Origin of the sequence: Nitrobacter sp., assembly GCF_051535235.1 — a bacterium.
In the GTDB taxonomy this organism is placed as follows: Bacteria; Pseudomonadota; Alphaproteobacteria; order Rhizobiales; family Xanthobacteraceae; genus Nitrobacter.
On record NZ_JBPPLZ010000004.1, the window covers coordinates 221,082 to 243,406 of the forward strand.

Annotated in this window: 20 protein-coding genes; all 20 read left to right on the forward strand. The window is 63.1% G+C overall.

Translation table 11 applies throughout. The features are described from left to right. The first annotated feature begins 1 nt into the window (after nt 1). The 20 genes from nuoE to proS all read left to right on the forward strand — a co-directional run bounded on the left by nuoE (nt 2) and on the right by proS (nt 22,299). The gene (gene nuoE, locus ACS3WA_RS07440) at nt 2-757 is read left to right on the forward strand and encodes an NADH-quinone oxidoreductase subunit NuoE (protein ID WP_438277883.1); all 756 of its coding nucleotides are present in this window, start codon (nt 2-4) and stop codon (nt 755-757) included. Then, on the forward strand, nt 757-2,082 hold the full coding sequence (nuoF, locus tag ACS3WA_RS07445) for an NADH-quinone oxidoreductase subunit NuoF (protein ID WP_438277884.1): 1,326 nt from the start codon (nt 757-759) through the stop codon (nt 2,080-2,082). The genes nuoE and nuoF overlap by 1 nt, the downstream gene beginning before the upstream one ends. Nucleotides 2,083-2,086: 4 nt before the next feature. Next, nucleotides 2,087-4,162, forward strand: a complete 2,076-nt coding sequence (gene nuoG / locus ACS3WA_RS07450; RefSeq protein WP_438277885.1) for an NADH-quinone oxidoreductase subunit NuoG — start codon at nt 2,087-2,089, stop codon at nt 4,160-4,162. A 5-nt stretch (nt 4,163-4,167) separates the two neighbouring features. Further along, a complete protein-coding gene (gene nuoH, locus ACS3WA_RS07455; protein WP_438277886.1) occupies nt 4,168-5,238 on the forward strand; it encodes an NADH-quinone oxidoreductase subunit NuoH in 1,071 nt (356 codons plus the stop codon). Nucleotides 5,239-5,245: 7 nt separating this feature from the next. Then, nucleotides 5,246-5,734, forward strand: coding sequence for an NADH-quinone oxidoreductase subunit NuoI (gene nuoI / locus ACS3WA_RS07460; protein WP_292611435.1), 489 nt, complete (start codon nt 5,246-5,248; stop codon nt 5,732-5,734). A 176-nt stretch (nt 5,735-5,910) separates the two neighbouring features. Then, a complete protein-coding gene (locus tag ACS3WA_RS07465; protein ID WP_438277887.1) occupies nt 5,911-6,549 on the forward strand; it encodes an NADH-quinone oxidoreductase subunit J in 639 nt (212 codons plus the stop codon). Beyond that, nucleotides 6,546-6,854 (forward strand): NADH-quinone oxidoreductase subunit NuoK, encoded by a 309-nt coding sequence (gene nuoK / locus ACS3WA_RS07470; RefSeq protein WP_412772641.1) that lies wholly within the window; start codon nt 6,546-6,548, stop codon nt 6,852-6,854. The genes ACS3WA_RS07465 and nuoK overlap by 4 nt, the downstream gene beginning before the upstream one ends. A gap of 83 nt (nt 6,855-6,937) precedes the next feature. Beyond that, on the forward strand, nt 6,938-9,007 hold the full coding sequence (nuoL, locus tag ACS3WA_RS07475) for an NADH-quinone oxidoreductase subunit L (RefSeq protein WP_438277888.1): 2,070 nt from the start codon (nt 6,938-6,940) through the stop codon (nt 9,005-9,007). A 1-nt stretch (nt 9,008) separates the two neighbouring features. Continuing rightward, nucleotides 9,009-10,517: an NADH-quinone oxidoreductase subunit M gene (locus tag ACS3WA_RS07480; RefSeq protein WP_438277889.1), complete on the forward strand. Its 1,509-nt coding sequence runs from the start codon at nt 9,009-9,011 to the stop codon at nt 10,515-10,517. A gap of 25 nt (nt 10,518-10,542) precedes the next feature. Beyond that, a complete protein-coding gene (nuoN, locus tag ACS3WA_RS07485; RefSeq protein WP_438277890.1) occupies nt 10,543-11,979 on the forward strand; it encodes an NADH-quinone oxidoreductase subunit NuoN in 1,437 nt (478 codons plus the stop codon). Nucleotides 11,980-11,994: 15 nt separating this feature from the next. Next, entirely contained in the window at nt 11,995-12,807 is an 813-nt protein-coding gene (locus ACS3WA_RS07490) for a biotin--[acetyl-CoA-carboxylase] ligase (RefSeq protein ID WP_438277891.1), read from the forward strand. Continuing rightward, on the forward strand, nt 12,807-14,477 hold the full coding sequence (locus tag ACS3WA_RS07495) for a ribonuclease J (protein ID WP_438278035.1): 1,671 nt from the start codon (nt 12,807-12,809) through the stop codon (nt 14,475-14,477). The genes ACS3WA_RS07490 and ACS3WA_RS07495 overlap by 1 nt, the downstream gene beginning before the upstream one ends. A gap of 117 nt (nt 14,478-14,594) precedes the next feature. After that, a complete protein-coding gene (mce, locus tag ACS3WA_RS07500) occupies nt 14,595-14,999 on the forward strand; it encodes a methylmalonyl-CoA epimerase (RefSeq protein ID WP_438278036.1) in 405 nt (134 codons plus the stop codon). Beyond that, entirely contained in the window at nt 14,999-15,277 is a 279-nt protein-coding gene (locus tag ACS3WA_RS07505; RefSeq protein ID WP_438277892.1) for a DUF1467 family protein, read from the forward strand. Before mce ends, ACS3WA_RS07505 begins: the two co-directional genes overlap by 1 nt. Before the next feature lie 55 nt (nt 15,278-15,332). Further along, complete coding sequence (locus ACS3WA_RS07510; RefSeq protein ID WP_438277893.1) at nt 15,333-15,737, forward strand: DUF2946 domain-containing protein; 405 nt, start codon at nt 15,333-15,335, stop codon at nt 15,735-15,737. Nucleotides 15,738-15,828: 91 nt separating this feature from the next. Continuing rightward, a complete protein-coding gene (locus ACS3WA_RS07515; RefSeq protein WP_438277894.1) occupies nt 15,829-18,048 on the forward strand; it encodes a TonB-dependent receptor domain-containing protein in 2,220 nt (739 codons plus the stop codon). 95 nt (nt 18,049-18,143) lie between these two features. Next, a complete protein-coding gene (locus tag ACS3WA_RS07520; RefSeq protein WP_438277895.1) occupies nt 18,144-18,671 on the forward strand; it encodes a copper chaperone PCu(A)C in 528 nt (175 codons plus the stop codon). Beyond that, a complete protein-coding gene (locus ACS3WA_RS07525; protein ID WP_438277896.1) occupies nt 18,671-19,201 on the forward strand; it encodes a YcnI family protein in 531 nt (176 codons plus the stop codon). The genes ACS3WA_RS07520 and ACS3WA_RS07525 overlap by 1 nt, the downstream gene beginning before the upstream one ends. Nucleotides 19,202-19,212: 11 nt before the next feature. Continuing rightward, the gene (locus ACS3WA_RS07530; protein ID WP_438277897.1) at nt 19,213-20,793 is read left to right on the forward strand and encodes a copper resistance CopC/CopD family protein; all 1,581 of its coding nucleotides are present in this window, start codon (nt 19,213-19,215) and stop codon (nt 20,791-20,793) included. A 186-nt stretch (nt 20,794-20,979) separates the two neighbouring features. Beyond that, nucleotides 20,980-22,299, forward strand: coding sequence for a proline--tRNA ligase (gene proS, locus ACS3WA_RS07535; RefSeq protein ID WP_438277898.1), 1,320 nt, complete (start codon nt 20,980-20,982; stop codon nt 22,297-22,299). The last annotated feature ends 26 nt before the right edge of the window (nt 22,300-22,325 follow it).

Consider the following 22,325-nt stretch of genomic DNA (forward strand, 5'->3'; position numbering starts at 1 on the left):
GATGTCCGTTCGTCGCCTGGCACCAAAAGAAAAGCAGCCCGAGAGCTTCGCGTTCAGCGCGGAGAATCTTGCCTGGGCCAAGAAGCAGATCGCACAATACCCGGCGGGTCGTCAGGCGTCCGCGGCCATCGCTATTTTGTGGCGCGCGCAGGAACAGAACAGTGGATGGATCTCCGAGGCGGCGATCCGCGCGGTCGCCGATTTGCTCGACATGCCCTACATCCGGATGCTGGAGATCGCCACCTTCTACACGATGTTCCAGTTGCAGCCCGTCGGCAGGAAGGCCCACATCCAGGTCTGCGGCACCACGCCGTGCCGGCTGCGCGGCGCCGAGGACATCCTCGACGTCTGCAAGAGCCGCATCCATCACGAGCCCTTCCATCTTTCGAAGGACGGCGACTTCTCGTGGGAAGAGGTCGAGTGCCTCGGCGCCTGCGTCAACGCGCCGATGGTACTGATCTGGAAGGATACCTATGAGGATCTGACCAAGGAGAACTTCGGCAAGGTGCTGGACGGGTTTGCTTCCGGCAATCCGCCGAAGCCCGGCCCGCAGATTGATCGCCAGTTTTCCGCTCCCGTCGGCGGTCCGACCACCCTGGATACGGCGGCCGGGAAGGGCGAGGGCGGGCGGCGTGCGAGCGCTCAGCCGGCATTGACGGATGCGGACGCCAAGAAGCCGACCGACTCCGCAAGCCGGCGGGAAAGCCCCACGCCGAAACCGCCCGCTGACGACGCGACCAGGAAGGGCAAGACCTGATGCTCGACGACAAGGATCGCATCTTCCGCAATCTCTACGGCCTCCACGACTGGCGGCTCGCCGGCGCCCGCCGCCGTGGCGCATGGGACGGCACCAAGGCCATCGTCAACAAGGGCCGCGACTGGATCGTCAGCGAGATGAAGGCGTCGGGCCTGCGCGGCCGTGGCGGGGCGGGTTTCCCGACCGGCATGAAATGGTCCTTCATGCCGAAGGACAATGCCGACGGCCGCCCGAGCTACCTCGTCGTCAATGCCGACGAGTCCGAGCCCGGCACCTGCAAGGACCGCGAGATCATGCGGCACGATCCGCATCTCTTGATCGAGGGCTGTCTGCTGGCCGGCGTCGGCATGGGTGCCCATACCGGCTATATCTACATTCGCGGCGAATTCATCCGCGAGCGCGAGCACCTCCAGGCCGCCATCGACGAGGCCTATGAGGCCCGGCTGATCGGCAAGGACAATATCCACGGCTTCCCGTTCGATCTTTATGTCGCCCATGGCGCGGGTGCCTACATCTGCGGCGAGGAAACGGCGCTGCTGGAAAGCCTGGAAGGCAAGAAGGGCCAGCCGCGGCTGAAGCCGCCGTTCCCGGCCAATGTCGGGCTCTACGGTTGCCCAACCACCGTGAACAACGTCGAGTCCATCGCAGTGGCGCCGGACATCCTGCGGCGCGGCGCGGCCTGGTTCGCCGCGATCGGCCGTCCCAACAATGTCGGCACCAAGCTGTTCTGTGTTTCGGGTCACGTCGAGCGCCCCTGCAACGTCGAAGAGGCGATGGGGATCACGTTCCGCGAACTGATCGATACCCATTGCGGTGGCATCCGCGGCGGCTGGGGCAATCTCAAGGCAGTCATTCCCGGCGGCTCCTCGGTGCGCATGGTGCCGGCCGAGCAGATCATCGATACGCCGATGGATTTCGACAGCCTGAGCAAGCTGCGCTCCGGCCTCGGCACCGCCGCCGTCATCGTCATGGACAACTCGACCGACCTGATCCGGGCGATTGCGCGGATTTCGTATTTCTACAAGCACGAGAGCTGCGGCCAGTGCACGCCGTGCCGCGAGGGGACCGGCTGGATGTGGCGGGTGCTGACGCGGATGGCGGAGGGCCGCGCCCACAAGCGCGAGATCGATATGCTGCTCGAAGTCACCAAGCAGGTCGAGGGCCACACCATCTGCGCGCTCGGCGATGCGGCGGCCTGGCCGATCCAGGGGCTGATCGCGCACTTCCGTCACGAGATCGAGGAGCGCATCGCCGACTATTCGCATAAGGCCGACCGCGACGATCAGGGCATCCTCGATCCCGCGCACATGGTGGCGGCGGAGTAGGGCCATGACGAAGCTTATCATCGACGGCAAAGAGATCGACGTCCCCGCCGAGTACACGCTGTTGCAGGCGTGCGAGGCCGCCGGCGCCGAGATTCCGCGCTTTTGCTACCACGAGCGGCTGTCGATCGCGGGCAACTGCCGGATGTGTCTGGTCGAGATCAAAGGCGGTCCGAAGCCGGTCGCGAGCTGCGCCTGGGGCGTGCGCGACTGCCGTCCCGGTCCCAACGGAGAGCCGCCGCAAATCTCCACGCGCTCGCCGATGGTGAAGAAGGCGCGCGAAGGCGTGATGGAGTTCCTGCTGATCAACCATCCGCTCGACTGTCCGATCTGCGATCAGGGCGGCGAGTGCGATTTGCAGGATCAGGCGATGGGATACGGCGTCGATACCTCGCGCTTCGCCGAGAACAAGCGCGCAGTCGAAGACAAGTATCTCGGCGCGCTGGTCAAGACGGTGATGACCCGCTGCATCCAGTGCACGCGCTGCGTCCGCTTCTGCGCGGAGGTGTGCGGCGCGCCGGAAATGGGCGCGATCGGCCGCGGCGAGGACATGGAGATCACCACCTATCTTGAAAGCGCGCTGACGTCGGAACTGCAAGGCAACCTCGTCGATATCTGTCCGGTCGGCGCGCTGACGTCGAAGCCCTATGCGTTCGCGGCGCGGCCTTGGGAACTCGGCAAGACCCAATCGATCGACGTGATGGATGCGGTCGGCTCCGCCATTCGGGTCGATACGCGCGGGCGCGAGGTGATGCGCATCCTGCCGCGTGTCAACGAGGCGGTGAACGAGGAGTGGATTTCCGACAAGACCCGCCACATCGTCGACGGCTTGCGCACCCAGCGGCTCGATCGCCCCTACGTCCGTGAAGACGGCGTGCTGCGCGAGGCCTCGTGGCGGGAAGCCTTCGCAGCGATTGCTGCGAAAGTCGCGCAGGCCGACGGCAAGCGGATCGGTGCGATCGCCGGCGATCTTGCCGCTGTCGAGGAGATGTTCGCGCTGAAGGAGCTGCTGTCGAAACTCGGCTCGGCCAACGTCGCGGTGCAGGGCGGCGACGCGTTCGATCCGGCGGCGGGGCGGGCGTCCTACATCTTCAACCCGACGATCGTCGGCATCGAGCAGGCCGACGCGCTTTTGATCGTGGGATCGAACCCGCGCAAGGAAGCGGCGATCCTCAACGCACGCATCCGCAAGCGCTGGCGAACCGGTCAGCTCAAGATCGGCGTGATCGGCGAAAGCGCCGACCTGGCTTACGATCACGATTATCTCGGCGCCGGTCCGGAATCGCTCGCCGACCTCGCGGCCGGCAAGAACAAGTTTCTCGGCGTGTTGAAAGGCGCAAAAAATCCGATCGTGCTGGTCGGTGCGGGCGCGACATCGCGGCGCGATGGCAGGGCCGTTCTCGCGGCGGCGGCGAAGCTCGCCGTCGACGTCGGAGCGCTGAAGGACGGCTGGAACGGATTCGCGGTGCTTCACGATGCGGCGTCGCGGGTCGGCGCGCTGGACCTCGGCTTCGCGCCCGGAAAAGCCGGACTGACCGTCACGCAAATGACCGCACCGGATGAGCTCGATGTCTTGTTTTTGCTCGGGGCCGACGAGATCACGGTGCCGGACGGGGCGTTCGTGGTCTATATCGGAACTCACGGTGATGCCGGTGCACACCGTGCCGACGTGATCTTGCCGGGCGCCGCCTACACCGAGAAGATCGGCATCTACGTCAATACGGAGGGCCGGGTGCAGATGGCCGACCGCGCCGGCTTCCCGCCCGGAGAAGCGCGGGAGGACTGGGCCATCATCCGCGCGTTGTCCGACGTGCTGGGCAGGACGCTGGGCTATGACTCGCTGGCGGCGCTGCGGCAGGCGATGTTCAAGGCGGTGCCGCACCTGATGCGGATCGACCGGATCGAGGCCGGCGATTCCCGCGCGGTCAAGAATCTTGCGGGCAAGGGCGGCACTATCGAGAAGTCGCCGTTCACGGCTGCGATTGACGACTATTATCTGACCAACCCGATCGCGCGGGCTTCGGCCGTGATGGCGGAATGCTCGCGGCTCGCGTCCGGTCGCATGCTGACGGCGGCGGAGTGAGCGCGATGGCCGAATTTTTCGCAATGCCGTTATGGACGGACTTTCTCTGGCCGCTGATCGTGATGGTCGCGCAGAGCGTGCTGCTGCTTGTCGTTCTGCTGATCGCGATCGCCTACATCCTGCTCGCCGACCGCAAGATCTGGGCGGCGGTGCAGATCCGGCGCGGACCCAACGTCGTCGGGCCGTGGGGCCTGTTTCAGTCGTTCGCCGATCTTCTGAAGTTCGTGCTGAAGGAACCGATCATTCCCTCCGGCGCCAACAAGGGCGTGTTCCTGCTGGCGCCGCTGGTCTCCTGCGTGCTGGCGCTGGCGGCGTGGGCGGTGATTCCGGTCAATCTGAACTGGGTGATCTCCGACATCAATGTCGGGATTCTCTACATCTTCGCGATCTCGTCGCTGTCGATCTACGGCATCATCATGGGCGGCTGGTCGTCGAATTCGAAATATCCGTTCCTCGCGGCATTGCGTTCGGCGGCGCAGATGGTCTCGTACGAAGTCTCGATCGGCTTCGTCATCATTACCGTGTTGCTCTGCGCCGGCTCGCTGAACCTCACGGCTATCGTCGAGGCCCAGCATGCCCGCGGTCTGGCCAGCATGATCGGGTTGCCGTGGCTGACCTTCCTGAACTGGTACTGGCTGCCTCTGCTGCCGATGTTCGTGGTGTTCTATGTTTCGGCCCTGGCCGAAACCAACCGCCCGCCGTTCGACCTGGTCGAGGCCGAATCCGAACTCGTCGCGGGCTTCATGGTCGAGTACGGCTCGACGCCATACCTGTTGTTCATGCTCGGCGAATATGTCGCGATCGCCACGATGTGCGCGATGGGCGCGATCCTGTTCATGGGCGGCTGGCTGCCGCCGGTCGACCTGCCGCCGTTCACCTGGGTGCCCGGTGTCGTCTGGTTTTCGCTGAAACTGCTGTTCATGTTCTTCATGTTCGCGATGGCGAAGGCGATCGTGCCGCGCTACCGCTACGACCAACTGATGCGGCTCGGCTGGAAAGTGTTCTTGCCGCTGTCGCTGGCGATGGTGGTGATCGTGGCGGGCGTGTTGCAGTTCGCCGGCATCGCGCCGAAGTGAGGTTGCCATGAGTATCAATGCAACAGCCCGTTCGCTTCTGCTGACCGAATTCGTATCGGCCTTCTTCCTCACCATGCGGTATTTCTTCAAGCCGAAGCCGACGATCAACTACCCCTTCGAGAAGAATCCGATCTCGCCGCGCTTCCGCGGCGAGCATGCGTTGCGCCGCTATCCCAACGGCGAGGAGCGTTGCATCGCCTGCAAGCTGTGCGAGGCGATCTGTCCGGCGCAGGCCATCACCATCGAGGCCGGCCCGCGCCGCAACGACGGCACGCGGCGCACCGTGCGCTACGACATCGACATGGTGAAATGCATCTATTGCGGATTGTGCCAGGAGGCCTGCCCGGTCGACGCCATCGTCGAGGGACCGAACTTCGAATTCGCGACGGAGACCCGCGAGGAACTCTATTATGACAAGGCCAAGCTGCTCGCCAACGGCGACCGCTGGGAACGCGAGATCGCGAAAGCGATCGAACTCGACGCGCCGTACCGGTGAGGTGAGGGCATGTTGATGAACGGAGCACCCTCCGGCATGGCCGTCTCTTTCCCCCCTTTTGGGAGAGAGGTGGGCATCCGCGGCATACCCGCCTCCCTAGCCCATCCCCACAAGGGGGGAGGAAACAGCCCTGCATGCGCGACGGTCTTTGCGATCAATAGCTCGGGAGTGCGCGCATGATCCTTCCCGCGCTGTTCTTCTATCTGTTCGCCGGCGTGTGCGTCGCATCCGCCGCGATGGTCATCACCTCGCGCAATCCAGTGCATTCGGTGCTGTTTCTCATTCTGGCGTTCGTCAACGCCGCCGGGCTGTTCATCCTGCTGGGCGCGGAATTTCTCGCGATGATCCTCATCGTGGTCTATGTCGGCGCGGTCGCGGTGTTGTTCCTGTTCGTCATCATGATGCTGGACGTGGATTTCGCCGAATTGCGCGAGGGCTTTCTCGAATACCTGCCGTTCGGCATGGTGATCGCGGCCATCTTCCTGCTGGAGCTGTTGCTCGTTGTCGGCGGCTGGACCCTCACGCCGACGGTGACGAAATCGATCACGGCGGCCATTCCGGGCGAGGTGAGCAATACCGAGGCGCTCGGCCTCGTGCTCTATACGAAGTACATCCATTATTTCCAGCTTGCCGGCATGGTGCTGCTGGTGGCGATGATCGGCGCCATCGTGCTGACGCTGCGGCACAGGGAAAGCGTCAAGCGGCAGGACATCAATGTCCAGAACGCGCGGACTCCCGAGATGGCGATGCGCGTGCGCCAGGTTGCCTCCGGTCAGGGACTGCAGGACGCCGACGCGTCGGAGTGGGTGAAATGACGATCGGGCTCGGTCACTACCTGGCGGTTGCCGCGATCCTGTTTACGCTCGGGATTCTCGGCATCTTCCTCAACCGCAAGAACATCATCGTCATTCTGATGTCGGTGGAACTGATCCTGCTGGCGGTCAACATCAATCTGGTGGCGTTTTCGGTGTTCCTGGGCGACATCGTCGGACAGGTGTTTACGCTGTTGGTGCTCACGGTCGCCGCCGCGGAAGCCGCGATCGGTCTTGCTGTTCTCGTTGTCTATTTCCGCAACCGCGGTTCGATCGCGGTTGAGGACGTCAATCTGATGAAGGGCTGAAGCATGATCCGGAAAAGCGAGGACCGGCTCTTTCCGACCAATGAAGCCATTGGCCGCGGGGTCATGCTGCACGAGGTGGGTGCATGATCGAGGCAATCGTCTTTTTGCCGCTGATCGGCGCGATCCTCGCCGGGCTGATTTCACTGGTGGGCGCGCATGGACGCAACCCGAGCGGCGATACGGTCGACCATCACGGCGATCACGGTCATGCTCACGCGGCGACGGCGCATGATGATCACGGTCACGGCGATGACCACGGTCACGACGATCATCACGTCAGCGAACCACCGGCGGCGGGATCGCGCCTAGCCGAACTGATCACGACGGGCCTGCTGATCGCTTCCGCGGCCCTGTCATGGATGGTGCTGGTCGATGTCGGCTTCATGCATCATGATGCGCGGATTGCGCTGTTCTCGTGGATATCCTCCGGCGATCTCCAGGTCGGATGGTCGTTGCGGGTGGATACGCTGACGGCGGTGATGCTGGTGGTCGTCACCACGGTGTCGTCGCTGGTGCACTTCTATTCCATCGGCTACATGGACGAGGATCCGAACCGTCCGCGCTTCTTCGGCTATCTGTCGCTCTTCACCTTCGCGATGCTGATGCTGGTGACGTCGGACAACCTGGTCCAGTTGTTCTTCGGTTGGGAAGGCGTCGGTCTTGCCAGCTATCTGCTGATCGGTTTCTGGTACCGGAAGCCCTCGGCCAATGCGGCGGCGATCAAGGCGTTCGTGGTCAACCGCGTCGGCGACTTCGGCTTTTCGCTCGGCATCTTTGCGGTGTTCATGCTGGTCGGTTCGACCGATTTCGATACCATTTTCGCGGCGGCACCGGGCCTGGCCGGAAAGACGGTCCATTTCCTCGCTTGGGACGTCAACGCGCTGACGTTGATCTGCCTGCTGCTGTTCATGGGCGCGATGGGCAAGTCGGCCCAGTTCCTGTTGCACACCTGGCTGCCCGACGCCATGGAAGGTCCGACGCCGGTGTCGGCGCTGATCCACGCGGCGACCATGGTGACCGCCGGAGTGTTCATGGTGGCGCGGCTGTCGCCGTTGTTCGAACTGTCGTCGGATGCGCAGGCTTTCATGATGTTCATCGGCGCGACCACGGCATTTTTCGGAGCGTCGATCGGTCTCGTTCAGAACGACATTAAGCGGATCATAGCCTATTCGACCTGTTCGCAGCTCGGCTACATGTTCGTGGCGATGGGAGCAGGGGCCTATTCCGTCGGCATGTTCCACCTGTTCACCCACGCCTTCTTCAAGGCGCTGATGTTCCTGGGCTCGGGATCGGTGATCTACGCGATGCATCACGAGCAGGACATCCGCTATATGGGCGGTCTGAAGGATCGCATCCCCTTCACGTATTTCGTTATGTTGATCGGCACGCTGGCGCTGACGGGATTTCCGCTGACGGCCGGTTATTTTTCGAAGGATGCGATTATCGAATCCGCTTACGCAGCCCACAATCCATTCGCCTACTACGGGTTCTTGATGACCGTGATTGCGGCTGGCTTGACCTCTTTCTATACGTGGCGGTTGCTCTTCAAGACCTTCCACGGCGAGCCGCACGATCAGGCCCGCTATAAGGCCGCGCACGAAAGCCCGATCTGGATGCTGATCCCGATTGGCATTCTTGCGGCTGCCTCGATTCTCGCGGGCTATCCGTTCAAGGAGTTGTTCACGGGCCATGGGGTCGGAGAGTTCTTCGGGGACTCCGTGAAGATGCGCCCGCACATCATCGAGGCGATGCATCATATTCCGGAGACAGTCGCCTTCCTGCCCACCGCGATGATGATTTTGGGGTTTGTGGTGGCATGGGTGTTCTATATCCGCCAACCCCATATTCCGGTTCGACTCGCCCGCGAACACCCGATGCTCTACCAGTTTCTGCTCAACAAATGGTACTTCGACGAGCTGTATGAAGTGATCTTCGTGCGTCCGGCGAAATGGCTGGGCCGCTTCCTGTGGAAGAAGGGCGACGGCTTCGTCATCGATGGCTTCGGTCCCGATGGCGTCTCCGCCGGCGTGCTCGACGTCACCCGGAACGTGGTCAGGCTGCAGAGCGGCTATCTCTATCACTATGCGTTCGCAATGCTGATCGGCGTCGCCGGCCTGATCACCTGGTTCATGTTCGGCGCGGGAGGCCAGTGAAATGACGACCTGGCCTGTTCTGTCGGTCACGACGTTTTTGCCGTTGGTTGGCGCGCTGCTGATTTACGTGATGGCACGTGGCGGCGACGAGGCCGCCAACCGGAATGCGCGCTGGATCGCGCTGTGGACCACTGTCGTAACGTTTGCGGTGTCGCTGATCCTGATCGCGCGCTTCGATCCCGGCAATACCGACTTCCAGTTCGTCGAGCAGGCGACCTGGCTTGGCACCGGAATTCGCTATCACATGGGAGTCGATGGCATTTCGCTGCCATTCGTCATCCTGACGACGGCGCTGATGCCGCTGTGCATTATTGCGAGCTGGAAATCGATCACAAGCCGTGTGCCTGCCTACATGATGGCGTTTCTGATTCTGGAAACGCTGATGGTCGGCACGTTCTCGGCGCTTGATCTGCTGCTGTTCTACGTCTTCTTTGAAGGCGGCCTGATCCCGATGTTCCTGATCATCGGGATCTGGGGTGGCCCGCGCCGCGTCTATGCCACCTTCAAGTTCTTCCTCTACACGCTGCTCGGCTCGGTGCTGATGCTGCTGGCCATCATGGCGCTGTACTGGAATGCCGGCACGACCGACATTCCGACGCTGATGCATACGGCTGTCCCCTACAATCTGCAGAAGTGGGCGTGGCTCGCCTTCTTTGCCTCGTTCGCAGTGAAGATGCCGATGTGGCCCGTGCATACCTGGCTTCCTGATGCGCATGTCGAAGCGCCGACGGCGGGATCGGTCATTCTGGCCGCGATCCTGCTGAAGATGGGCGGCTACGGCTTCCTGCGTTTCTCTCTGCCGATGTTCCCGCTCGCATCGCATGATTTCGCGCCGCTGGTCTTTGCGCTTTCGGCCATCGCGATCGTCTATACATCGCTGGTCGCGCTGATGCAGGAGGACATGAAGAAGCTGATCGCCTATTCGTCGGTCGCCCACATGGGCTTCGTGACCATGGGAATCTTTGCCGGCACCATGCAGGGTATCCACGGCGGTGTGTTCCAGATGGTGTCGCACGGCATTGTGTCGGGCGCCCTGTTTCTCTGCGTCGGCGTCGTCTACGACCGCATGCATACCCGGGAGATCGCGGCCTATGGCGGGCTCGTCAACCGGATGCCGCTTTATGCGCTGGTGTTCCTCGTCTTCACGATGGCCAATGTGGGATTGCCCGGAACGTCCGGATTCGTGGGCGAATTCCTGTCGCTGATCGGCACCTTCAAGGTCAGCATTCCCACGGCGGTGGCGGCAACGCTCGGCGTGATCCTGTCGGCGGCCTACGCCTTGTGGCTGTACCGGAAGATCGTGTTCGGGGCGCTGGTCAAGCCGACGCTGGCGACCATCAAGGATCTCACCCTGCGGGAAGGGTTGACGCTGGCGCCGCTGGTGGCGCTGACGATCCTGTTCGGCGTTTATCCGAAGCCGGTGCTCGATCTGTCGGCGGCTTCCGTACAAAATCTCGTCAACAACTACGCAAGCGCGACCGCCGCCATCAAGGCGGCGGCGTTGCCATGATGACGGCAGGTCAGGGACGCCAGCTATGATGTTTGAGGCCGCCGGATATCAACTGCTGCCCGTATTGCCGGAAATCGTGCTGGCGATCGGTGCGATGGTGTCGCTGATGATCGGGGCCTGGTGCGGCCCGCGCGCCGCGGCGCTGATTACGGTCCTGGCGATATGCCTGCTCGGCGCCGCCGGCGTGATCGAGTATCTGCTGCCGACGGGGAGGCTGGTCACGTTCGGCGGCAGCTTTGTCGTCGACGAGTTCGCGCGGTTTCTCAAGATCGCCGCGCTGGCTGGTTCGGCGGCGACGCTGGTTCTCTCCCGCGAGTTCATCGAAGACGACTCCCGGCGGATGTTCGAGTTCGCTATTCTGGTGATGCTCTCGACGGTCGGCATGATGGTGCTGATTTCGGCGACCGACCTGATCATGCTGTATCTCGGGCTCGAATTGATGAGCCTCGCGCTTTACGTCGTGGCGGCGAGCAACCGTGACGACGTCAAGTCGACCGAAGCGGGCCTGAAGTATTTCGTCCTCGGCGCATTGGCGTCGGGGATGCTGCTATACGGCGCGTCGCTGATCTATGGTTTCACGGGCACCGTCAGCTTCGCCGGTATCGCAGCCGCTGCGAAGACCGGCAGCATCGGCATTATCTTCGGCCTCGTCTTCCTGCTGGCGGGCCTGTGCTTCAAGGTGTCGGTGGTGCCGTTCCATATGTGGACGCCCGACGTTTACGAAGGCGCGCCGACGCCGGTCACGGCGTTCTTCGCCTCGGCGCCGAAGATCGCGGCGATGGCGGTGTTCACCCGCGTGGTGCTCACCGCGTTTTCCGGCATCGCCTCGGAGTGGCAGCAGATCGTGGTTTTCGTTGCGATCGCATCCATGGCGCTCGGTTCGTTCGGCGCGATCGGGCAACGCAACATCAAGCGCATGATGGCTTATTCGTCGATCGGCCACATGGGTTTCGCGCTGGTCGGTCTCGCCGCCGGCACCGTCGAGGGCGCGCAGGGCGTCCTGCTGTATCTGGTCATCTACGCCGTGATGACGTTCGGGGCGTTCACCGTTATTCTCGCCATGAGCCGCAACGGTCAGCCCCTTGAGCAGATCAGCGATTTCGCGGGACTGTCGCGCACCAATCCGCTGATGGCGTTCTTCTTCGCGATGCTGTTGTTTTCGCTGGCCGGCATTCCGCCGCTGGCGGGCTTCTTCGCCAAGTTCTACGTCTTCACCGCCGCGATCAAGGCGGGACTGTTTACGCTTTCGGTGATCGGCGTCGTCACCAGCGTGGTCGGTGCGTTCTACTATCTTAACGTCATCAAGGTGATGTATTTCGACGAACACGCCGAAGCGACGGATGGCGTACATATCGAATTGCGGTCGGTGGTAGCAGCGACGGCGCTCTTCAACATGCTGTTCTTCGCATATCCGGCGCCGTTGGTCAGCGCCGCCACGGCGGCTGCAAAGTCATTATTCTGAATGGCATCGTATTAAATGACATTTTCGCTGGGCCCACGAGCCACATCGTCAGGCTATCGGCTCGCGGCCTTCGACAGTATCGGCTCAACCAACGCCGAAGCACTGATGCGTGCGCGGACCGGAGAGACCGGCCCGATCTGGCTGGTGACGAAAGCGCAGACAGCGGGACGGGGGCGCAGGCAGCGTGCCTGGGTCGCCCCCCATGGCAATCTGGCCAGCAGCATTCTCGAAGTCATCGACACCTCGCCCGGCGTTGCGGCGACCCTGAGCTTTGCCGCGGGACTCGCGCTCGAATCTGCGCTGAAAACCGTCAGCCTCGAGGCGCGCATGAGATCTCCGGGGTGCGACCACGCGACGTTTCAGTTGAAGTGGCCGAACGATGTGCTGGCAGGCGGCAAGAAACTTGCCGGAATCCTGCTGGAGGCCGAGACCGTCGCCGAAGGCCGTCTGGCCGTTGTCGTCGGCATCGGCGTCAATGTCGCCGCTGCACCGGCGGGAATGCCGAACCCGGCAGTCTCGCTGCGCGACCTCGGTATCGACATCGGCGCCGAGGATGTGTTTCGCGCGCTGAGCGAGGCCTGGTTGGAGTTTCGCGGCGTCTGGGATCAAGGACGTGGCTTTCGCAGTCTCAGGCGTCTGTGGCTTGATCGGGCGGCCGGGGTCGGCCAGCCTGTCTCGGTTCAGTCCGGCGCGTCCACGATATCGGGCCGCTTCGATACGCTCGATGACGACGGCTGCCTGATTGTTGCGACGTCTGATGGCAGACGCGTGGCTGTCTCCGCCGGCGACGTGTATTTCGGCGCGGCGGCATCGATCGGGGCAACATGATAGCGCGGCCCGATGAACTGATGTTCGCGCCGCTCGGCGGCGTGGGCGAGATCGGCATGAATCTGTCGATCTACGGGCTCGGCAACCGCCATCAGCGAAGCTGGCTCGCGGTCGACCTCGGTGTGTCCTTCGGCGACGAGGAACATCTGCCGGGCATCGATCTCATCATGCCGGACATTCGCTTTCTCGAAAGCGAGCGGAAGAACCTCGTGGGACTCGTGCTGACTCACGCCCATGAGGATCACTTCGGCGCGATCATCGACTTGTGGCCGCGCCTGAAATGTCCGATCTACGCCACGAAATTCAGCGCGGCGCTGTTCGAGGCCAAATGCGTGGCGGAGCGCAATCCGCCGGAGATTCCGGTGACGGTAGTGCCTTCCGGCAGCCGCGTCGATATCGGCCCCTTTGGCGTCGAATTCATTCCCGTGGCGCATTCGATTCCGGAATCCCATGCGCTTGCGATTCATACGGCGTCGGGAATCGTCTTGCATACCGGCGACTGGAAAATCGATCCGACGCCGCTCGTGGGTCTGCCGACCGACGAGCGGCGGCTTCGCGAACTCGGCGACGAGGGCGTGCTGGCGCTGGTCGGCGATTCCACCAATGCGGTGCGCGACGGGCGCTCGCCCTCCGAAACCGAAGTCGCCAGCACGATCGCAAAATTGGTGAAGGCAGCCAAAGGCCGCGTCGCGGTGACGACGTTCGCATCCAATGTCGGGCGGCTGCGCGCCGTGGCCGATGCCGCGCGCCAAGCGGGCCGGGAGGTCGTGGTGGTCGGCCGCGCCATGGAACGCGTGGTGCAGGTCGCACGCGAGACCGGACATCTGGACGGGATGCAGGATTTCCGCAGCGTCGATGTGTATGGCCATCTTCCGCCGGACAAGGTGCTGGCGGTGTGCACGGGCAGCCAGGGCGAGCCTCGCGCGGCTCTCTCGCGCATCGCCAGGGACGATCATCCGCAGGTGACGCTGAACCGCGGCGATACCGTGATCTTTTCCTCGCGCACCATTCCCGGCAACGAGAAAGCCGTCGGCGCGATCATCAATGGTCTCGTGACCCAGGGCATCGAAGTCATTACCGACCGCACCGAACTGGTTCATGTCTCCGGCCACCCGCGCCGCGACGAGATGCGGGACATGATCGCGTGGGTTCGTCCGCAGGTGCTGATCCCCGTGCACGGCGAGGCCTTGCACCTTTCCGAACACGCGCGGCTGGCGCGCGCCGCGGGCGTTCCCAAAGTCCTGATTTGCAAAAACGGCGATCTGGTCCGGCTTGGACCGGGAGAGCCTGGCATCATCGATGAATTGCCATCGGGACGGTTCTACAAGGACGGCTCCATTCTGGAAGATTCAAAATCGCGCGCGGTCGTCGAGCGTCGACGCATGGCGTTTGCCGGCTGCGCGTTCGTGGCGCTGGTTGTTACCGACAAGGGCGAACTGATTGACGATCCCGAGATCGATCTCGTCGGCATTCCGGAAAAAAATCCCGCGGGCGAATTGCTCGACGATATTGTTTTCGAAACCGTGATCTCGACGGTGAAGTCGTTGCCGCGAACGCAGCGGCGCGATCCGGATGCCATGGCCGAGTCATTGCGCCGCGCCGTGCGGGCAACGATTGCGGAAGAGTGGGGGAAGAAGCCGCTCTGCTACGTTCACGTTCTGGTGAGTTAATCCGGTGAGTCTCAATGCGCCTCTTGACGGCGGACGTTGGACGTCGGACGTGGATGTCCATCCTGCCTGTGCAGGCGTCGCGAGTTGAAATCCAATGATCGAACATTGCGGGACGTGATGCTGGGCCGGCTCAATCATGTAGCGATCGCGGTCAGGGATGCTGAAAAGGCGGCGAAGATCTATGGCGCGGCCTTCGGCGCGGAGATTTCCGCTGCGGTGCCGCAGCCGGAACATGGAGTGATCACCGTGTTTGCGGCGCTGCCAAACACCAAGATCGAATTCATCCAGCCGCTTGGCGATGCTTCTCCGATCGCGAAATTTGTTGAACGCAACGCTGATGGCGGTATTCACCATATATGCTATGAGGTACCCGATATCGTCGCGACGCGTGATCTTCTGGTATCGGAAGGCGCACGCGTTCTCGGCGACGGTGAGCCGAAGATCGGTGCGCACGGCAAACCGGTGCTTTTCTTCCATCCGAAAGATTTTTCCGGCGCGCTTGTCGAGATCGAGCAGTCCTGATGGCTTCTGCAATTTTCTCCGGTTTTGCTATCTACTTCGTGTTCTGGTGGATCACGCTGTTTCTGATGCTGCCGTTCGGCGTCCGAAGCCAGCATGAAGACGGTGCCCACGCTCCGGGGACGGATCCCGGAGCCCCAGTGATGGCGTTGATGCGCCGCAAAATAATCTGGACCACGATCGTTTCGATGATCTTCTATGGGGCGGCGGCGTGGGCGTATTATTCAGGTTTGCTCAATGTCGCGCGGCTCTCGCGGCTGATGGGCGGCTTCCCGGATTAGGCTGGCCGACCCGATCCAGCGGTCGGGAATCCCGGCTCGACACCCTGATCGGGGCATGATAGCTCTCGGCTTGAAAGGCTGGGGGATCATGCGACGGCGGCTGGGAAAATTTCTTCCAATCGTCCTGATTGCGATGCTGGTGCAGGTTTTCGCACCGGTCGCGGCTTGTCTCGCGTTCAGCAACGCGGCAGCCGATCCTCTGGCGGGGGCGATCTGTTCGCATGCGGCCGATGCGGCCGCCTCGCAAGACGGTCAGACTGACCCGCAGCAGGGGCAAGCCAACTGCTGCACGTTATGCGGCGCGGTTCATTCCGCAACTCCGACCGCTGACCCGCAAGGCTCCGTCGTTACGGTTGAGCGCGAGGCCAACGCGGTCATCTGGCGCGAACTGAGCTTCTTGCTGCCGTCCTCCGCGGCAGGCTCCAACGCCCAGGCCCGCGGCCCTCCCGGACTTTCCTGATTTAGTAAATTTTGAATGATTGCTGCGATGACATTGCAGTGATCCGATCTGTTCGAACGCTCCGGCGATTGTCCGGTATCAGGAATATGTCATGTTCAACCACCTCGCCGCCGGCGGAGGTAGCGCGCTTTGCGGCGCGCTCGCGACGATCGTTGCGATTGCATCACCTTCACCCGCTCTCGCGCAGTCCAGTTCCGGCGCCATGTTGCCCGCCGTGACGGTCACGGCGCCCCAGGCCAACCGCCCCGCGCCGAAACGCGCGATGCGCAGTGCGGCCCGGTCAAATCAGGCGCCGCGCCGTGTAGCTGCGCGCAATGCCCCGGTGCCGTCGCAGGCCGCCGTCCCGGCGACCGTCCCCGCATCCTTGACGGTCGCGACCGCGCAGCAGGCGCTGCGGGAAATCCAGCAGACGCCAGGCGGCGTCGCGCTGGTGACGGCAGACGCCTACAAGAACTCGACGGTCGCCAACACCATCAAGGATATTCTGGACTATGTGCCCGGCGTCTTCGCCCAGCCGAAATGGGGCGACGACACCCGGCTGTCGATCCGCGGTTCGAGTCTGTCGCGCAACTTCCACCTGCGCGGCGTGCAGCTCTATATGGACGGAATCCCGATCAACACCGCCGACGGCTACGGCGATTTTCAGGAAATCGATCCGACCGCCTACAAATACGTCGAGGTGTTCAAGGGCGGCAACGCGCTGCGCTTCGGCGCCAATTCGCTCGGCGGTGCGATCAATTTCGTGACGCCGTCCGGCCGCGATCCGTTCGTCAACGGCGTCAGCGTCGACGCCGGCGCGTTCGGCTTCTGGCGGCTGCAGGCCAATGCGGGCGGCAGCAACGGCCCGTGGGACGGGTTCGTTACGGCATCGACCCAGGCGAGCGACGGCTTCCGCGATCACAGTTTCGGCCACTCGACGCGTGTGAGCGGCAATGTCGGCTATCAGTTCTCGCCGGATTTCGAAACGCGATTTTACATCAACGCCAATGACGTGCGGCAACGCATTCCCGGCACCGTCAGCAAGGATTCGGCGCTGACGTCGCCCCAGACCGCTGCCGCTGGCAACATCGCGCTCGATCAGCAGCGCAACATCGACACCGTGCGTTTAGGCAACAAGACCACGGTGCGGTTCGAAGATACGACCATCGAGTTCGGCGCGTTCGGGGTCGACCGGCATCTGATGCACCCGATCTTCCAATGGCTGGATTATCACTATTTGGACTATGGCGGGTTCGCGCGGGTGACCGACGACAGAAACATCGGCGGCTTCCGTAACCGCCTGGTGGCGGGCGTCAATCTGCTGGACGGCAGCATCGACAATCAACAGTTCGCCAACCTCGCAGGCCAGAAGGGTGCGCTGCTGTCGTCGTCGATCGATCGTTCGCAGAACACCTCGGTCTATGTCGAGGATTCGTTCTATTTCCTGCCGAACGTCGCCGCGGTCGCCGGCACGCAGTTCCTCTACGCCACGCGCGACCGGCGGGACCGCTTCCTGAGCGACGGCGATCAATCGGGCCGAACCGAGTTCAACCTGTGGAGCCCGAAGGGCGGGTTGCTGTGGCAGATCGACCCGACCTGGCAAGCTTATGCCAACGTTTCGCGCAGCGCCGAGGTGCCGAGCTTCGGCGAGAGTGCGAATGGCCCCGGTATTCCCACGATTCCGTTCACCAGCATTCGCGCGCAAACCGCAACGACCTATGAGATCGGTACCCGCGGCCACAGGCCGAATGCCACATGGGAGTTGACCTACTATCGGGCGCAGATCCGGAACGAACTGCTCTGCCTCTACAGCGCGTTCGGCAACTGCAACGTCACCAACGCCGATCGCACCATGCATCAGGGCATCGAGGCCGGCGCGGGCGCTGCGATCTTCCGCAATCTGTTCGTGCGTGGCGACAAACCCGACAAGCTCTGGCTCAACGTCGCCTACACGTTCAACGACTTCCGTTTCGACAACGACGCATTATTCGGCAACAACCTGCTGCCGGGCGCGCCGCGCCACTTCGTCCGCGCCGAGCTGCTCTACAAGCATCCAAACGGATTCTACGTTGGCCCGAACCTCGAATGGGTCCCGCAGGGCTACTACGCCGACAGCGCCAATACGCTGAGCACCGATGCCTATGCGATCTACGGGCTGAAGGCGGGCTTCGACGATGGTGGCAGATATTCCGGCTATATCGAGGCCCGCAACCTCGCCAACAAAGCGTATATCGCGTCCAGCGCGATCATCGACCGCGCCAACGCCAATTCACCATTGTTTGAACCCGGCACCGGGCGAGCGGTCTATGCTGGATTCAAAGTCCGATGGTGAGCATGTCAGTCACTGCGCTCGCTCGCTGTCATGATCCCGTCTGGCGTGTACGGCGGACCATTTCTACGGCGACAGAACCAAAAATGGAGAATGTCATGAGATCATCGTTGATGCTTCGCGGCATGCTGGGTGCGTTCGCGATCGCCGCGCTTGGGCTGGCAGCGCCGGTTCACGCCGAGTCCGTCAAGGCCGGCGACCTGGTCATCTCGCAGCCCTGGACCCGTGCCACGGCCGGCGGCGCGAAGGTCGGCGGCGGGTATCTCACCATCGAGAACAAGGGCACGACCGCCGACAAGCTTGTCGGCGGCTCGACGGATGCTGCCGCCAAGCTCGAGGTTCATCAGATGAGCATGAGCAATGGCGTAATGAAAATGCATCAGGTTGAAGGTGGCCTTACAATCGAGCCCGGCAAGACCATCAAGCTGGCGCCGGGCGGCTATCACCTGATGCTGGTCGATCTCAAGCATCCATTCAAACAGGGCGAGAAGGTGCCGGTGACGCTTGATTTCGAAAAAGCAGGCAAGGTCGATGTCACGCTCGATGTGCAAGGCATCGGCGCGAGGGCGCCGAGCACGGCCAGCGGGGCGATGATGGACCATCATCATGACGGGCACATGAAGTGATGCGCCCGGCAAGATTGTGGATCGGTTCGGCCATCGCGGCGGCTGCCGCGATGGCCTCGTGCAACGCGGCGCTGGCCCACGTTACGGTGCAGCCGGCGGACGCGCCCGCGGACAGTTATGCCCATCTCGCCTTCACCGTGCCGCACGGCTGCGACGGCAGTGCGACGACGGCGCTGCGGATCAAACTGCCGGACGGAATCCTGTCGGCGAAACCGCAGATGAAGCCGGGCTGGAAAGTCGAAATCAAGAGCAGAAAGCTCGATGCGCCGGTGCAGGGGCCGCATGGCAAATCCGTCACCGATGTCGTCGACGAGGTGGCGTGGCACGGCGGCCCGTTGCCGGATAACCTCTACGACACGTTTGGCCTGATCGTGCGGCTTCCGGACAAGGCTGGACAGAGCCTCTATTTTCCGGCCGTGCAGGAGTGCGAGCACGGCGTCGAGCGCTGGATTGAAATCCCGTCCGCCGGGCAGGACGCCGACAAGCTGCGTACGCCAGCGCCTGTGGTTCGTCTGAAGGCCAGCCACTGAGGATCGCGTCCGTGAGGCGTCTGGCGCAGGCGGTATGGTGCTTGCTGCTGGCTGCGGTGATGCTGCCTTCGGCAGCCTTCGCCCACGCCAGCCTGATCGCCAGCAGTCCCGCAGACGGTGCCTTGCTGGCGCACGCGCCCGCGACGCTGACGCTGACCTTCAACGAACCCGTCGAACCGCTGACGATCCGGATCGTCGATCACAGCGGGTCGGGCGCAAGCGTCACCGAGATTCGTCGCGACGGCGCGCAACTCATTCTCACGCCGCCGCCGATCTCGGGCGATGGCGCGCACGTCATCAGTTGGCGGGTGGCTTCGGCGGACGGTCATCCGGTGGGCGGTTCCATAACGTTCTGGATTGGCCGGCGCGACGTGGATGCGCCACAGGCGGTACGCTCGAACGATGCGCTGTTGCGCGGCGCGATCTGGCTGGCGCGGCTGGCGATCTATGTCGGTCTGTTCGTTGGCGCCGGCGGAGCGTTCTTCGTTGCCTGGATGCGGGGGGCGTCTGCGCCGGCGATGCGCGTGATCGGAAGCAGCGTCGAGTTGATCGCGTTGGCCGCGCTGGCGCTTTCGATAGGACTACAGGGACTGGACGCCCTTGGCCTGTCGCTGTCGTCGTTGCCTGACGCGGAGGTCTGGGCGGTCGGCGCTCGCGGCTCGTTCGGATTGTCGGCTGCGATCGCGTCCGCGGCCTTGCTTCTGGCTCTGCTGTCGCATCGTTTCGGTGCCGCTGCCGCAAAGATCATGTCTCTCGGCGCTCTGGCCGGCGTTGGCCTCGCGCTGGCGGCGACCGGCCACGCCGCCAACGCCCCGCCGCGATGGCTCACCGCGCCCGCGGTGTTCATGCACGGCGCCGCCCTGGCGTTCTGGATCGGCTCGCTGATGCCGCTCGCGCTGGCGATGCGCGAACCCCGCCAGACCGCCGTCGATGTTCTGACACGGTTTTCGCGCGTCATCCCGTTCGCCGTCGCCGCGCTGCTGGCGAGCGGCCTGCTGCTCGCCGTCGTGCAACTCGAGCGGGTGGATGCGCTGTGGACGACAAATTATGGCCGCGTCCTCACGATCAAGCTGGTGCTGGTGGCTCTGCTGCTGGCGATCGCGCTCTGGAATCGCCTGTATCTGACGCCGCGGATCGGGCAGGGCAGCCCCAACTCTCGCCGTCACATGCGACGGACGATCGTGGCCGAACTGGTGCTGGTGGCCGGCATTCTCGGCGTCGTCGGGCTCTGGCGCTTTACCCCGCCGCCTCGGACGCTAACGGTCGCGGCTCAGCCCTTCTTCACGCACATTCATACCGGACGAATGATGGCGGATGTTACGCTGTCGCCGGGCCGCGCCGGACCTGTCAGCATCGCAATTCAGTTACGGACGCCGGACGAGGAACTGCTCTCCGCCAAGGGCGTGTCCGTCACGCTGTCCAGCCCCGACAACGGCATCGAGCCATCGAGCGCGGAAGCACGATCGCTGGGTGATGGACAGTGGCAGGCATCGATGGCCGCCCCGGTTGCCGGTCGGTGGACTCTCGCGCTCGATGTTCTGATCTCGGATTTCGACCAGGTCCATGCCGAGACGGAAATTCAGATCAAATAAACAGAGTCTTCGCCGCTCGGGGAGCGGCCCGTATCCGGACGCACAAATAAGTATAGATAATTGTCTCCGGCGAGCGGAATTCCGCCGCTTTCGCGCGGCTTGTCCTCCCCCAAGCCCTTGTATTTTGTCAGCCGATCCGGTTTCACTGCGAGCGTTCCCATCCCGAAGCGATTCTCAGGCCTGCCCATGCGTTTGTCGCGGTTCTTTTTGCCGATCCTGAAGGAAACTCCAAAGGAAGCCGAGATCGTCTCGCACCGGCTGATGCTGCGGGCGGGGATGATACGCCAGGAGGCGGCCGGCATTTATGCGTGGCTGCCGCTGGGTCTTCGTGTGCTCAAGAAGATCGAGGCGATCGTGCGCGAGGAGCAGAATCGCGCCGGCGCGATCGAGGTACTGATGCCGACGCTGCAACTCGCCGACCTTTGGCGCGAGAGTGGGCGTTACGACGCCTATGGGCCGGAGATGCTGCGGATTCAGGACCGCCACAAACGCGAATTGCTGTACGGGCCGACCAACGAGGAGATGATCACGGAGATTTTCCGCAGCTACGTGCGGTCCTACAAAAACCTGCCGCTCAATCTCTATCATATCCAGTGGAAATTCCGCGACGAGCAGCGCCCCCGCTTCGGCGTCATGCGCGGCCGCGAATTTCTCATGAAGGATGCCTATTCGTTCGATCTCGACGAGGCCGGCGCGCGGCGCTCCTACAACAGGATGTTCGTCGCGTACTTGCGCACGTTCGCCCGGATGGGACTGAAGGCGATCCCGATGCGCGCGGAGACCGGTCCGATCGGCGGCGACCTCAGCCATGAATTCATCGTTCTCGCCGAGACCGGAGAGTCCGGCGTCTATATCGACAGGGACGTCCTCGATCTTCCGGTGCCCGGCACCGAAGTGGATTACGACGGCGATCTGACGCCCATCGTCAAGCAGTGGACCACGGCCTATGCCGCCACCGAGGACGTGCACGACGCGTCGCGCTACGAGCGCGAGGTTCCGGAGGCGAAGCGCATTCACACCCGCGGCATCGAGGTCGGGCAGATCTTCTATTTCGGCACCAAGTATTCCGAATCGATGAAGGCGCTGGTGGCGGGTCCCGACGGCGTCGAGCAGCCGATCCATGGCGGTTCCTACGGCGTGGGAGTCTCCCGCCTGGTCGGTGCGATCATCGAAGCCTGTCACGACGAGGCCGGCATCAAGTGGCCGGACGCGGTGGCGCCGTTCACGGTTGCGATTCTCAATCTGAAACAGGGCGCCAGCGATACCGACGCCGCGTGCGAGCGGCTGTATCGCGAGCTTACGGCCAAAGGGGTCGACGTGCTTTACGACGACACCGACCAGCGGGCAGGCGCGAAGTTCGCGACCGCCGACCTGATCGGTGTTCCCTGGCAGGTGATGGTGGGACCCAAGGGGCTCGCCGAGGGCAAGGTCGAGATCAAGCGGCGCGCGGACGGCACACGGGAGAATGTCGCGCTGGAGGATGCCGTTGCGCGGTTGACAGCTTAGCGATTATCCACCGCGCGCGGCGTTCA

Bases quoted from the DNA above. Each gene is read 5' to 3' on its own strand.
- nuoE (WP_438277883.1), top strand. From the start codon at position 2: ATGTCCGTTCGTCGCCTGGCACCAAAAGAAAAGCAGCCCGAGAGCTTC.
- nuoF (WP_438277884.1), top strand. From the start codon at position 757: ATGCTCGACGACAAGGATCGCATCTTCCGCAATCTCTACGGCCTCCAC.
- nuoG (WP_438277885.1), top strand. From the start codon at position 2,087: ATGACGAAGCTTATCATCGACGGCAAAGAGATCGACGTCCCCGCCGAG.
- nuoH (WP_438277886.1), top strand. From the start codon at position 4,168: ATGGCCGAATTTTTCGCAATGCCGTTATGGACGGACTTTCTCTGGCCG.
- nuoI (WP_292611435.1), top strand. From the start codon at position 5,246: ATGAGTATCAATGCAACAGCCCGTTCGCTTCTGCTGACCGAATTCGTA.
- ACS3WA_RS07465 (WP_438277887.1), top strand. From the start codon at position 5,911: ATGATCCTTCCCGCGCTGTTCTTCTATCTGTTCGCCGGCGTGTGCGTC.
- nuoK (WP_412772641.1), top strand. From the start codon at position 6,546: ATGACGATCGGGCTCGGTCACTACCTGGCGGTTGCCGCGATCCTGTTT.
- nuoL (WP_438277888.1), top strand. From the start codon at position 6,938: ATGATCGAGGCAATCGTCTTTTTGCCGCTGATCGGCGCGATCCTCGCC.
- ACS3WA_RS07480 (WP_438277889.1), top strand. From the start codon at position 9,009: ATGACGACCTGGCCTGTTCTGTCGGTCACGACGTTTTTGCCGTTGGTT.
- nuoN (WP_438277890.1), top strand. From the start codon at position 10,543: ATGATGTTTGAGGCCGCCGGATATCAACTGCTGCCCGTATTGCCGGAA.
- ACS3WA_RS07490 (WP_438277891.1), top strand. From the start codon at position 11,995: ATGACATTTTCGCTGGGCCCACGAGCCACATCGTCAGGCTATCGGCTC.
- mce (WP_438278036.1), top strand. From the start codon at position 14,595: ATGCTGGGCCGGCTCAATCATGTAGCGATCGCGGTCAGGGATGCTGAA.
- ACS3WA_RS07505 (WP_438277892.1), top strand. From the start codon at position 14,999: ATGGCTTCTGCAATTTTCTCCGGTTTTGCTATCTACTTCGTGTTCTGG.
- ACS3WA_RS07510 (WP_438277893.1), top strand. From the start codon at position 15,333: ATGATAGCTCTCGGCTTGAAAGGCTGGGGGATCATGCGACGGCGGCTG.
- ACS3WA_RS07515 (WP_438277894.1), top strand. From the start codon at position 15,829: ATGTTCAACCACCTCGCCGCCGGCGGAGGTAGCGCGCTTTGCGGCGCG.
- ACS3WA_RS07520 (WP_438277895.1), top strand. From the start codon at position 18,144: ATGAGATCATCGTTGATGCTTCGCGGCATGCTGGGTGCGTTCGCGATC.
- ACS3WA_RS07525 (WP_438277896.1), top strand. From the start codon at position 18,671: ATGCGCCCGGCAAGATTGTGGATCGGTTCGGCCATCGCGGCGGCTGCC.
- proS (WP_438277898.1), top strand. From the start codon at position 20,980: ATGCGTTTGTCGCGGTTCTTTTTGCCGATCCTGAAGGAAACTCCAAAG.